Source organism: Bacillus sp. P4_E1, from assembly GCF_056401715.1.
The window spans coordinates 118,890-131,644 of record NZ_JBFUIV010000008.1 but is presented as its reverse complement, the minus strand read 5'-3'; the positions used below and the strand labels follow the sequence as shown (position 1 = coordinate 131,644).

The following is a 12,755-nucleotide window of genomic DNA, read 5'->3' as shown; positions in this document are numbered from 1 at the left end:
AGAATTATTATTAAAATAAAGCATTAGGGGTTCAGTCCCATGCCCTCAAGCTAATATTTTGAAGTGTCCTCAAAATGAAAATTTTCTTCGTTTTGGGGAACTACCAATTTCTTAAGTTGACGGACATGCGGCTGTACCACATATTAGAAAAAACGATATTTTGATGCAAAGTTATGGTGCAAGCAAGAGCATTAAAGTTCTATCGCTAATTCTTTTTTTGATATAATAGATGTGAAGCAGGAAATAGATAGAAAGATACTGCTAGTAATTTATACTTAAAATGTAGGGAGATTGAACAGATTTATGGGGAATGAAAAAGAAATTAGTTCCGCTAAATTAATATGGAAGATGACGCGCCCACATACATTAACGGCGACGTTTTCTCCTGTAATTTTAGGGACAGTAGCATCACTGTATGTTACAGACATTCATTGGCTTTTATTTATTGCGATGATGATTGCATGTTTAGCATTGCAAATAGCAACGAATTTATTTAATGAGTATTATGATTTCAAACGTGGATTAGATACCGCTGATTCTGTTGGAATTGGTGGTGGAATTGTCCGTCATGGATTGAAGCCAAAAAATGTATTAACAGTTGCGCTTTTATTGTATGTGGTAGCAGCAATTATTGGAGTTTATATATGTATGAATAGCAGCTGGTGGTTAGTCGTCATTGGTTTAATTGGGATGGCGGTTGGCTACTTATATACAGGTGGTCCATTACCAATTGCGTACACTCCGTTTGGAGAATTAGTTTCTGGATTGTTGATGGGGACATGTTTTGTACTCATTGCTTTCTTTATTCAAACGAATACGATAACGATTGAAAGTGTATTAATTTCTATTCCAATTGGGATTTTAGTCGGTGCAATCAACATGTCGAATAACATCCGAGATATCGAAGAAGATATTAAAGGTGGAAGAAAGACATTAGTAATCCTCCTTGGGAGAGAAAAAGCCATAGTAACACTAGCTGTAGCCTTTTTCATTGCTTATTTATGGATCGCGGCGATTGTATTAATGGGTTATATAAGCCCTTGGGCATTAGTTATGTTCCTAGGTTTGAAAAAGCCAATCTCTGCAATTCAAAGTTTCCAAAAAGGAGCAAAGGATCCCGGATATATGCGCATCGCAATGAAATCAACAGCGATGACAAATACGATTTTCGGCTTCTTATTATCAGCAGGATTGTTAATTAGTTACTGGTTGTGAACTACTCGCCACTTAGCAAAGCTTGAAGTGGGAGCTTCTCAGTTCCACGACGAAAGTAACCTTTCGTCTCCCTGAGCGTTACTTCAGAGCGTTCCACCCCTAGATGTCCAATGATTGGATGCTCTCTTTATACGGTTGATATTTTACGCAGGAACCGAATAGCTTGGTTTTCGCACGCTAGTTTCTTCCTGCAACCTTCTATATCAAGTTATCAAGGAACTTCATATAGCTAGTTTATCAAAAGTTTTTGGCTATGCCAAACCGAAATTCATCTCCTACCTACCGCTGGGCTATCGCCCTTCATGCGCCTCTGGAAGGAGAATTCTTTCGTTAAATAAAAAATATTGTTAAGTAAATTAACCCCACTTTTTCAATTTTAGTATAGAGAGAGTGGGGTTTTTATTTTGATTTTGTTTAACGTTAAGAACATTCTCATTTGAAATGCAAATACCAATAAATTGCAACTTCATCACTTGTCATATCCAAACCTTTATAAACAAGAAAATCAAATCCACCAATTACAAATCCGCATTTTTCATAAAATTTACATGCTGCGACATTATTATTTTGCGTTTCAAGCATGATACCGGGCATGTTGCCTTCTTTTGCCCATTGCTTTGCTTGATCAATTAATCTTTTACCAACCCCGAGTGTACGATATTTTTTATCCACCGTTATATCTTCTATGTAAGCATAGTGATTCCAATTCTTTTTCAATACTATGAATCCGATGATTTGGTTATGTAACAGTGCTATGTAAATTACTTGATTGGGCTTATTTATATATTCATTGTACGTCAGTTCTTCATTATCATTTTGATTTTGTAAATAACTTTTTTCATAACTCGGAACGTCTTCTACTGTATATTGTATGCGTCTATTTACTTTTGAAAGAGAAAGAATTAACCGAGCATTCACTATAAAACTGTCATCAATATCCGGGAGATTGTCTAAATCATTTGTTTCTAACGCTCTAATTAAAAGGTTCATCGTGATACCTCCAAATAATAGTATTTCTTCTGGTTCTTTATGTGATTCAAATCCATTCCAATTACAAAATTATAATAGCATTTCAATAGTAAGGCTATCTCTGCATTTTATCTTTATATCAGCATGCTATTATCTTGATATAACTATGTTGCATTTAGTAGTGACAGAAATAGTGAAAGATTTCTAATTGGTTAAAATATAAAATGAACTATTTCTTCATAAAAATAAAATTAATCGTGGGGAAGATGAAATATGCAAAGAACAATTTTAATTGTAGAAGATGAAGATATTTTACGTGAAATAATGAAGGATTACCTACTAAACGAAGGATATAACGTCTTAGAGGCGATTGATGGGAAAGAAGCATTATCTATATTTGAAGAACATGAGGTACATTTAATTATTTTAGACATTATGTTACCGGAATTAGATGGTTGGGCGGTCTGCCGGCGAATTCGTAAGAAATCTAATGTACCTATTATTATGCTAACGGCTCGGGTGGATGAAGATGATACTTTACTGGGATTTGAAATGGGAGCGGATGACTATGTTACAAAACCATATAGTCCTCCTATTTTATTGGCAAGGGCAAAACGATTAATTGAAAGCCGATATTCTTCCACTATTAATGTATCTACTGCAGACACATTAACTAGTAGTGGTATCCATGTACATTTCCCTTCTCGTACAGTAACTGTAGATGGGGAAGACATAAGTATGACACATACAGAATTTGAAATATTAACGTATTTCATGCAAAATCAAGGGATTGTAATTTCGAGAGAACAACTAATCACTAAAATTTGGGGTTATGAATTCGCTGGGGATGATCGTACTGTTAATAGTCATATCCGTAATTTGCGTCATAAATTAGGGGGAAAAGCGACTTGTATTGTAACCGTTGTTAGAACTGGTTATAAATTTGAGGGACAGGTATGAAAAAAGGAATTGTATTAAAGTTATTTATATTAACTACGGCATTATGCACACTTATTTTAGTGACTATTTTTATTGGACAAACCATATTTTTTAAGCAATATTATTCGAATCGAAAAGTTAATGATATTAAAACGAATATTCAATCCTTTGAAAAGGCATATATAAAAGCTGGAGATGACGCGAAAAGGATTCAAGAGTTGGAACAAAATTTCTACCAAGATAATGCGACATGGATTACAACGCTAGATAGGGTAGGGAATATAAAATATGCAAGTGATTTTTCTTTAGAAATTCAGTTAGATCCTAACGGAAATAACACCTTTTCTGAACGTTCCATTCAAGTACCGTTGTATAGTTTTGTTAATTTAGAAGATATACAAAGGATAAAAGATAGTTTAGAACAGGGGAATCATATTATTATCGATGGAGTGCAGGAAGGTGATGCAGTAGTCCCTGCGATGTTAACAATAAAAGAGAAGAATGTTGGGCTAGAGAACAAGCAATTGTCAGAGAAGCTATATGGCCCAAAAATCGCATCTTCAAAAGGAAATTCACAGTTATATTTAGCAGGAAGTATTAAGAACGTGCAGTTACCGGAGGGTACTGTAGGAACTAACTCTATTTATGGAAATCGTGTGTTAATAGATAGAATAAAACAATTTCAGGTTGATTTAATATTAAATCAAAAACCAAATAATATTACTTCTACAGAAATAGTGGACTATGAAGAAAATGATATTAAATATAAACTATTAATCAAACCAACAATAGATGCAGATGGTAAGGTGAATTATATATTTGCTATGACATCATTACAGCCAGTTGATGAAGCTGTGCAAATGATAAAGGATTATTATGTATATTTAATTATCTTTGTTTTGATTTTAATCGTTTTGATATCGTTCTATTATTCAAATAAAATTGCCAAACCACTATTACAAATAAATGATACTACAAAAAAAATCGCTGGTTTAGATTTCTCAGAGACAATACCTATTACTACAAAGGATGAAATAGGTGCTTTATCACAAAATATTAATACACTTTCTAAGGCTTTGCATTCGTATATTAATCAATTGCAGCAAGATATAGAGAAAGAAAAGCAATTAGAAAATACACGTAAAGAATTTATCGCGGGTGTTTCACATGAGTTAAAAACGCCTTTAAGTATTATGAAGAGCTGTATTTCAATTTTGGAGGATGGTGTTGCTAGTAATAAAAAGGAGTATTACTTTAAAGCAATGTCAAAAGAAGTAGATAAAATGGATATGCTTATTATTGATATGCTGGAGTTAGCAAAATTCGAGTCTGGTACGTATAAAATGGAAATGGATGTTTTCCATATTGATGAGATGATTGATTATATATGTGAGCAATTAACCTCGGATATAACAGCTAAGCAATTACATGTGCATAAACAACTTTCTAAAATTGAGGTAGTCGCAAATCCACATCGAATAGAACAGGTGGTTACTAACTTTATTACGAATGCGATTCGTTACACACCGGAACATGAGAATATTATTATTTCTACAATAGAAGAAAATGAACGTGTAAAAGTATGTGTAGAAAATAAAGGGGCTCATATCGCGCCAGAACATGTAGAAAAAATATGGGATCGTTTTTATCGAGGGGATACGTCTCGTCAACGCTCTAAAGGTGGAACAGGATTGGGCCTTGCCATTTCAAAGAATATATTAGAGCTACATGACGTGGAATATGGTGTTTTGAATACAGAAGATGGAGTATTATTTTTCTTCTATTTAAATAAAAACGTGTAGAATTTTCGTTCTACACGTTTTTATCATTTTTAAACAAAATCGACATTATCTGCATCTTATCTTTATCCGTCTCTATTAATCTATTTATTGTAGATACCGGTTGAAACTAATGATTCAGTCAAGTAAAGGTTCAGCCTTATAAATAATAAATATGAAAATTAATAGGGAAAGGATTGAAAAATAATGAAAGAATCACAAGGTAAGAAAAAAACAAGTGTAGTAACTAAAGTAATAATATCTCTAGGAGTTGTTATAGCAACGACCTTTTTCACATTCTTTTTAATTGGGAAATGGAACTCTACCCCAGCGAAGGGGGTAGCTAATGAAAGTAGTAAACAAGTTAATACGCAACAACAAGAAAAGAAAAAAGAAACACCACCAGCAAAACAGAAAAGACCTGATGGAAAACCGGTAGGAAAAGTTGTCTATTTAACATTTGATGACGGTCCTAGCGAATTGACTGGGAAATTTTTAGATGTACTAAAAGAGCAAAATGTTGCTTCGACATTTTTTATGCAAGGTAGTAATTTACAAAATACAGGTTTTCAGGAAAATGTAAAACGAGCAGTAAAAGAAGGACATTATATTGGTGCACATAGTATGACACATAATAGTGATAAGCTATACAAAAAGGGACAATTTGTACCAGAGATGAAAGAAACGTTAGATCTTATCCATAATATTACGGGTACAACTCCTAAACTAGTTCGTCCGCCATATGGATCTGCACCAGGATTAAAGGGTGAGGAAATTCGTAATCAAATTGTAGAAGCAGCAATAAAAGTTTGGGATTGGACAGTAGACTCAAATGATTGGAAATTAAAAGATAATCCAACTCAGATTATAGAAAATGTAAAAAAACAGACAACAGAAGAAGTAGAAGTTGTTTTAATGCATGAAAAAGCACAAACATTACAAGCTCTTCCTGAAATTATTAAATTTTATAAAGAGCAAGGGTATGAATTTGGGGTATATAATGATGAGGATCATTTTCGACTAAATTTCCAGAAAGATCAACGTTTATAGTATATACATGGTTGTCTTTAAAAATTGGTTTTTATCAGTAAAAATGTTATCTAGTTTTACTAATAAAAGCACTGTAAGGAAGGAAATTGTATATGATTAAAAAAATAATTACAATCCCATTGATAGGTATCATCGCTTTATCAGCTTGCGGAAATCCAGATAGTCAGAGAGAGATTACTAGTCCAGTCTCTAAAATAGACTCTTCTTCTACCACTTTTGAAAAAGAACACATCTCTTCGTCTAATATAGATACTTCGACATTTAAATCTATTTTTAAATCAAGTGTATTTTTAGGGGATTCCATTACAGATGGACTTCATGATATTGATATATTAGACGAAGAAAACATTGTAAGTGGTATAGGGAAATCAATTGGAGATGCTCAAAAAAATATAGAGCAAGTAGTTAATCAAAAACCGGAAAATATATTTATTTTACTTGGGTTATGTAATCTTAGTGAAACAAAAGAATCTACAATAACCCAATATTCTCAACTGATTCAAAAAATAAAAGGAAAATTACCTGATACCAAAATAAATATCCTGTCAATTACACCAGTTACACCAGAACGTACACAAAAAGAAGAGCGTTATAAAAACATTAATGATTTTAACGAAGGATTTAAAGTGTTAGCAAAGAAAGAACAAGTGAATTTTATCGACTTGTCTCCGATATTTAAAGATAATCCAGATCTCTATGTTAAGGATGGCATCCATTTTAAATCTGAATTTTACCCGATTTGGTTAGAATATTTAAAAAATCAATTAAAATAAACAAAAACGTTTTTATTATTAAGTTATTACTGTTAATGTGTTTAATGTTTATAGCTAATACAAAAAGGAAGTGAACTATTGCTAGCTACAATAATTCGCTTCCTTTTTTGTTTAAACCAACACATATTCCCTATCTTGAAATCGACCGTTAACAAACCATTTCAGGGGTTATTAAACACATTTTCTTCAATCAAATTTCATATTCAATCTCAGAAATATAAGCATCAAATTATTCTTCTGTTAAGTTATTTAATAACTAATTTTCAAACTGTTGATTCTTTAAATTATATCTATATAATCTGCATCTCATCTTTACCTATAACGCTTAATCTATATTTTGTAAACGAAAGGTTCGCATTGAAAACAAAAATAACATTGCTATATACACCATCGCTTACGAAATAATGACTTGAGAGGAAGATAGAAATGTTAAAGAAAGTATGTGTTTGTCTACTTACGGGGGCCGTTGCATTGACCTCCGCAGCCTGTGTAAATAACGAGACTGAAAAACCATCAAATAAGGTTACTCAAAATGCTACGCATGAAAAAACATCGAAAGATAGTGCGTATAAACCTATTTTTAAAAATAGTTTATTCTTTGGAGATTCCATTACTGAAGGAATGATTGATCAAGAATTAATCGAAGATAAAAATATTATTGCTGACAAGGGGAAAGTTACAGCAATGGCTATAGAGGAAGATGTTAATAAAGTAGTAGAAAAGAAACCTGAACATATTTTTATGAGCTTTGGAACGAATGATTTACTGATGCCTATGGACCTCGAAGGAAAGCCTATCGAAAATCCAGTTAAGTTTTCAATAGATAACTATTCCAAATTAATACAAAAAATAAAAGAGAAACTTCCAAATGTAAGCATACACCTTTTATCTGTTACACCAGTTACAGATAGCGTATTACAGGAATATCCGCAATATAAACATATTGATGAATATAACGTGAAACTTAAAGAATTAGCAAAAACTGAGAAAGTAGAGTACATTGATTTATCCCCGATCTTTGAAAAAAACAAAGATGTTCATGATTCAGATGGTGTGCATTTTAAAGCTGATTATTACAAGATGCTACTTGAACAATTGAAAGGTTCTGTTAAGTAGTATCTATATTTGAAATTTACAGTTCTTATGTAAGGACTGTAAATTTTTAAGAAAAAACAATTGTAGGAGGTGAAAGAACAATGGTGTTCAGTAGTTTGATTTTTCTTTTCATGTTCTTACCATTAGCTCTTATTATTTATTACGTATCACCTAAAGTTCTTCGAAATTGTATATTATTTATCGTCAGTCTCATTTTTTATGCATGGGGTGAGCCTGTTTATATAGTTATTATGATATTCTCTACTATATTTGACTATGTTAATGGCGTGCTTATAGATAAATATAGAGATAGAAAGGGGATCACAAAAGCGATATTTATTAATTCCATAATAATAAATTTAGGAATACTGGGATTCTTCAAATATTATGGTTTCGTAATAGAGAATATCAATACCCTTTTCAATTTAAATATTCAGGTCGAAACGCTTCCTCTTCCGGTGGGAATCTCATTCTATACTTTCCAAACGATGTCTTATGTGATTGATGTTTATTTAGGGAAAGTACAAGCGCAAAAAAATATTATTTCTTTTGGTACTTATGTTACGATGTTCCCTCAACTTGTTGCAGGACCTATTGTAAAATACAGTGATATTGACAAACAATTACAAGAAAGAAAAGTAACATTTGATCGTTTTGGTGAAGGAATGGAATTGTTTATTAGAGGCCTTGCATTAAAAGTACTTTTAGCTAATAATATAGGACTTCTTTGGACAAGTGTAAAAACAACTTCTATATCAGAACTTACGATCCTTACAGCATGGATTGGGATTATTGCTTTTGCTTTCCAAATTTATTTTGACTTTAGAGGATATTCAGCTATGGCTCAAGGGTTAGGTAAAATGTTTGGGTTTGATTTTCCAGAAAACTTTAATTATCCCTATATATCAAAAAGTGTAACTGAGTTTTGGCGTAGATGGCACATATCGTTAGGATCATGGTTTAGAGAGTATGTATATATTCCTCTCGGCGGAAATCGGACTGGATTAATCAAGCAACTTAGAAATTTACTTATAGTTTGGTTCTTAACAGGATTATGGCATGGAGCGAACTGGAATTTTATTGTTTGGGGATTGTATTTTGGATTATTTGTAACACTAGAAAAGCTATTTCTTTTAAAATGGCTTAAAAATAGAATGAGCTTTATCGGACATGTGTATACACTTATCATTGTTTTAATAGGATGGGTATTTTTTGAATTTGAAAACTTATCAGTAGCAATGAATTTCATAGGAACAATGTTTGGCTTTAATCAATCCGTTTTCTTGGATAATAAAACTCTATATTATTTAACAACTAATTTTATACTATTTATTGTCCTTGCATGTTGTTCAACACCATTCCCAAAAAGGGCAATTGTATATGTTAGAGAAAAGCTGAAGTTACTAGGTGCTATTGGCATTCCAGTTTTGTATGTCATACTAGTAGTTCTTTCAACGGCGTATTTAGTGAATGACACATATAATCCATTCTTATACTTTAGGTTTTAATGATATCGTATTTGTTTGAAAGGGGTGAGTTACTTGAATCAGTATGAAAAAATATACAAACACACAATGGCAGGGTTATTGACACTCTTTATAGGGGGAATGTTCAGTGTAAATTTACTAACTCCCAATAAAACATTTTCAGATGAAGAGAATAGAAAGCTAGAACAGTTTCCGGCGTTCTCTTTCCAAAATCTTATAGAGAAAAAGTTCACTTCTAGCTACGAAAAATATATTTCTGATCAGTTTGCATTCAGGGACTTTTGGATAAACGTGAAATCTGATATGGACTACACACTAGGAAAGAAAGAGAATAATGGTGTGTATATCGGTAAAGATGGCTTTTTACTTCAAAAGTTTAGTAAGCCTGAAGAACAAGATGTAAATAGCAAAATAGAAGCAATAAATGATTTTCATCTTGCAAATCCTAATGTGAAAATGCAAGTCATGTTAGTACCTACAGCAACTAGTATTTTAGAAAATAAACTCCCAAACTATGTTTCTCATAGTGATGAGCTTACGTATATTAATAAAGTGAAAAAATCTTTAGATAAGGATATAAACTTTATTGATGTATATCCTGTATTGAGTTCTAAAAAGGATGAATATATATATTATAAAACCGATCATCATTGGACTACTAAAGGCGCATATTATGCTTATCAAGAGCTAGGTAAAAACATGAAATTTACTCCTAATAAAAGTGATTCATTCAACATTAAAGAGATTACAAATAGCTTTTATGGATCCCTATATTCAAAATCGGGCTTTAGAAATATAGACCCTGATAGTATTGAATTATATGAACCAAAGCAAGCTAACAAATATAAAGTAGAGTATATTGATGAAAGCAAAACGTCAACATCGCTTTATGAAATGGAGAACATTAAGAAAAAAGATAAATATACTGTATTTTTCAATGGGAATCATCCATTAATAAAAATAAAAACTGATAATACGAATGGGAAAAAATTATTAGTTGTCAAAGATTCTTATGCAAATTCTTTATTGCCTTTTTTACTACCGCATTTTAGTGAAATCCATATAGTCGACCTTAGGTACTATACAGATAGTCTAAATATGTTGGTACAGAAAAATAAAATCAATGATATGTTAGTGCTTTATAATGGAAATACTTTCTTTGAAGATGCATCCATAAATGTTTTATCTGAATAATTGAATTTATTATATTTAATGTATATCCTATCTATAACGAGCAGTATCCTCGTCTTTAATTTATTTATGTCAATGGCCGTATTCATTAAATATAAATTGCTACAATCCTGGCTCAAATTAAATATTTGAAGCAACTAAATGAAAAGGAGATAAATTTGTTGAAACCTTTTAATATAAAATTCATTATTACTATTATTGTTTGTACGATTACCTTAGGAGCTTTAAGTGGTTGTTTTGGAAAAAAAGAAAATGCCAATAGCCTTTCAGCTACAGAAATAGGGGAGAAAATTAAACATGTTACTAACTTAGAAGAAATGAAAGAAGGAGATAGTAAAAAACTTCAAAAGCTATATAACATAAATGCTGATGAAGTCGAAAGTTTTGTGCTATATACCGCTCCTACAAATATTAAAGCTGATGAAATTGCTGTAATGAAAGTAAAAGATATGAAAAATGTAGAAAGTATTAAAGAGAAAATTTCAAATAGGATTGAAAAAAAATCAAAAAGTTTTAAAGACTATCTTCCAGAAGAATATTTCTTAATAGAAAAACGTGTCTTAAAAACAAAAGATAATTATATCCTTTTAGCAATATCAAAGGATGCTGATAAAATTGAAAAAACGTTCGATGAAGTGTTTAAGTAATATAGATTTGAAAAAACAAGGGATTAAATAAAAATATTTTCATATCGTACATTTTTATTACTAAATCAATAACTAAGCCAAAAGCCGATTTCCTATACGATAAGGAAATCGGCTTTTTCTTTCGCTACTGATATCTACTTTGAGAATCTCGCTTATTTTTTCGATAGCTTTCATTCACCATTACAGTATCTATGTCCGTTATGATAATGACTCATTTGAAAATTTACAATGGGATATTAAGAAAAACTTAAGTTGTTTATTCACTTTTTATTAAGATATACCCATTATATTTAGAAATGTCTTATACAACATATTTATCCTTTCAAAATTCAAAGATATAAATGTTGTCATAAATATATTAATTAACGAAAGGTGAAATTTACACATGAAAGAATTATTATTTAAAATTGCTGGAGTAATTGTAGTGCTAATCATAGCGTTTTGGGGATTAACTTTTACAGAAAACGAGATTATAGATAGATATAATCCACTTGTGAAAGAAAAAGATGTCTATGCTCTTACTAAGGGCCCAGCTGAACCTGACCCTGATTACCCTAGGAGATTTATGTACATGTTAAATGGAGTGGATGAATCAGGAAATGAATCGGAAATTAAAGTAGGGATTGCTGGCCAAACTGAATATCAAGACACTTATATAAAAGTTCGGGTAAAAGGAAGTCATGTTTTTTCATTAGAGGAAGTAAAAGAAAGTGATATTCCAGAAAAAGCAAAAGAAAAAATTAAAAAATAATCAAGAAATAGTTACCTCGAGACCAGATATATATAATAAAAAGGGTTCCCCATTTGTGGAGGAATCCTTTTTCATTTAAAGTATAGAATATACACATCTTAGGGAGGGCATATATGTGAAGAAGTGGATGAAAATTGTTCTGTACTCTTTACTAGGTATTTTACTTATGGGAAGTATTACTTTTTTTGTTTGGTCTCAGTTTACTTATAAACCAACGAAAGAGGCTTTGTCGTTAGTAGATGATAAAAAAGATGAAGATAATATAGTTTTTGGACAGAAAGATGCTAAAATAGGGATTATTTTTTATCAAGGAGCTAAAGTAGAAGCTGAGGCTTATAGTTACTTAGGGGAAGCTCTTGCAAAAGATGGGCATTTTGTAGTGATGCCTAAGTTACCATTAAACTTAGCGATACTTGGAATCAATGTGGTAGACAGTGTAATTGAAAAGTATCCTGAAGTTCAAAAATGGTATGTTGCGGGGCATTCAATGGGGGGAGCTATGATTTCTAAGTATGCTTTTCAACATGAAGACAAGGTAGATGGGATCATTTTCTTAGGTTCGTATCCTGCAGAGGATTTCTCTACTAAATCGCTTCCGATGTTATCAATTTATGGGGAAGTAGATGCTTTAGCAACTGTAGAAAAAATAGAGAACAATAAAAAGTTAATGTCAAAAAATATAACTATGCACATGATAAAAGGCGGCAATCATGCTCATTTTGGCATGTATGGTGAGCAAAAAGGTGATAATGCGAGCTTAATTACGTCAAAAGCACAACGAGATGAAACAGTGAAAGTAATTGAAGAATGGTTATTAAAACAATGATAGCGAATGTAATAAATTTACCGAAAGGATTCTC

12 protein-coding genes are annotated in these 12,755 nt (G+C 31.6%); 11 read left to right on the top strand and 1 reads right to left on the bottom strand.

Going from position 1 to position 12,755, the window contains the following annotated elements; all coding sequences use genetic code 11:
- Positions 1–303 precede the first annotated feature (303 nt).
- The gene (gene menA, locus AC1DS7_RS13465; protein ID WP_476999038.1) at positions 304–1,215 is read left to right on the top strand and encodes a 1,4-dihydroxy-2-naphthoate polyprenyltransferase; all 912 of its coding nucleotides are present in this window, start codon (positions 304–306) and stop codon (positions 1,213–1,215) included.
- A gap of 432 nt (positions 1,216–1,647) precedes the next feature.
- Here menA and satA read toward each other — a convergent pair whose 3' ends face one another.
- On the bottom strand, positions 1,648–2,205 hold the full coding sequence (gene satA / locus AC1DS7_RS13460; protein ID WP_427344231.1) for a streptothricin N-acetyltransferase SatA: 558 nt from the start codon (positions 2,203–2,205) through the stop codon (positions 1,648–1,650).
- 252 nt (positions 2,206–2,457) lie between these two features.
- Between satA and AC1DS7_RS13455 the strand changes: the two genes are divergently transcribed.
- The 10 genes from AC1DS7_RS13455 (at position 2,458) to AC1DS7_RS13410 (ending at position 12,721) form a co-directional block, all read left to right on the top strand.
- The gene (locus AC1DS7_RS13455) at positions 2,458–3,144 is read left to right on the top strand and encodes a response regulator transcription factor (RefSeq protein ID WP_012261222.1); all 687 of its coding nucleotides are present in this window, start codon (positions 2,458–2,460) and stop codon (positions 3,142–3,144) included.
- Positions 3,141–4,925, top strand: a complete 1,785-nt coding sequence (locus tag AC1DS7_RS13450) for a sensor histidine kinase (protein WP_476999036.1) — start codon at positions 3,141–3,143, stop codon at positions 4,923–4,925. The genes AC1DS7_RS13455 and AC1DS7_RS13450 overlap by 4 nt, the downstream gene beginning before the upstream one ends.
- A gap of 183 nt (positions 4,926–5,108) precedes the next feature.
- Positions 5,109–5,951 carry a polysaccharide deacetylase family protein gene (locus tag AC1DS7_RS13445; protein ID WP_476999035.1) on the top strand — a complete coding sequence of 281 codons (843 nt, stop codon included), beginning with the start codon at positions 5,109–5,111 and terminating at the stop codon, positions 5,949–5,951.
- Between the two features lie 92 nt (positions 5,952–6,043).
- Positions 6,044–6,724: a GDSL-type esterase/lipase family protein gene (locus AC1DS7_RS13440; RefSeq protein WP_215588320.1), complete on the top strand. Its 681-nt coding sequence runs from the start codon at positions 6,044–6,046 to the stop codon at positions 6,722–6,724.
- A 426-nt stretch (positions 6,725–7,150) separates the two neighbouring features.
- The gene (locus AC1DS7_RS13435) at positions 7,151–7,840 is read left to right on the top strand and encodes a GDSL-type esterase/lipase family protein (protein ID WP_061675993.1); all 690 of its coding nucleotides are present in this window, start codon (positions 7,151–7,153) and stop codon (positions 7,838–7,840) included.
- Between the two features lie 80 nt (positions 7,841–7,920).
- Positions 7,921–9,327 carry an MBOAT family O-acyltransferase gene (locus tag AC1DS7_RS13430; protein ID WP_215588319.1) on the top strand — a complete coding sequence of 469 codons (1,407 nt, stop codon included), beginning with the start codon at positions 7,921–7,923 and terminating at the stop codon, positions 9,325–9,327.
- Positions 9,328–9,360: 33 nt separating this feature from the next.
- The gene (locus tag AC1DS7_RS13425) at positions 9,361–10,500 is read left to right on the top strand and encodes a DHHW family protein (protein WP_215588318.1); all 1,140 of its coding nucleotides are present in this window, start codon (positions 9,361–9,363) and stop codon (positions 10,498–10,500) included.
- A gap of 149 nt (positions 10,501–10,649) precedes the next feature.
- Entirely contained in the window at positions 10,650–11,144 is a 495-nt protein-coding gene (locus AC1DS7_RS13420; protein WP_215589111.1) for a DUF4358 domain-containing protein, read from the top strand.
- Positions 11,145–11,529: 385 nt separating this feature from the next.
- The gene (locus AC1DS7_RS13415; protein WP_002137124.1) at positions 11,530–11,895 is read left to right on the top strand and encodes a YxeA family protein; all 366 of its coding nucleotides are present in this window, start codon (positions 11,530–11,532) and stop codon (positions 11,893–11,895) included.
- A 115-nt stretch (positions 11,896–12,010) separates the two neighbouring features.
- Positions 12,011–12,721 (top strand): alpha/beta hydrolase, encoded by a 711-nt coding sequence (locus AC1DS7_RS13410; protein WP_002137122.1) that lies wholly within the window; start codon positions 12,011–12,013, stop codon positions 12,719–12,721.
- Positions 12,722–12,755: the final 34 nt, after the last annotated feature.

What these genes read in the sequence shown, in the direction of transcription:
- menA (WP_476999038.1), top strand. Translation starts at nt 304, where the DNA reads ATGGGGAATGAAAAAGAAATTAGTTCCGCTAAATTAATATGGAAGATG.
- satA (WP_427344231.1), bottom strand. Translation starts at nt 2,205, where the DNA reads ATGAACCTTTTAATTAGAGCGTTAGAAACAAATGATTTAGACAATCTC.
- AC1DS7_RS13455 (WP_012261222.1), top strand. Translation starts at nt 2,458, where the DNA reads ATGCAAAGAACAATTTTAATTGTAGAAGATGAAGATATTTTACGTGAA.
- AC1DS7_RS13450 (WP_476999036.1), top strand. Translation starts at nt 3,141, where the DNA reads ATGAAAAAAGGAATTGTATTAAAGTTATTTATATTAACTACGGCATTA.
- AC1DS7_RS13445 (WP_476999035.1), top strand. Translation starts at nt 5,109, where the DNA reads ATGAAAGAATCACAAGGTAAGAAAAAAACAAGTGTAGTAACTAAAGTA.
- AC1DS7_RS13440 (WP_215588320.1), top strand. Translation starts at nt 6,044, where the DNA reads ATGATTAAAAAAATAATTACAATCCCATTGATAGGTATCATCGCTTTA.
- AC1DS7_RS13435 (WP_061675993.1), top strand. Translation starts at nt 7,151, where the DNA reads ATGTTAAAGAAAGTATGTGTTTGTCTACTTACGGGGGCCGTTGCATTG.
- AC1DS7_RS13430 (WP_215588319.1), top strand. Translation starts at nt 7,921, where the DNA reads ATGGTGTTCAGTAGTTTGATTTTTCTTTTCATGTTCTTACCATTAGCT.
- AC1DS7_RS13415 (WP_002137124.1), top strand. Translation starts at nt 11,530, where the DNA reads ATGAAAGAATTATTATTTAAAATTGCTGGAGTAATTGTAGTGCTAATC.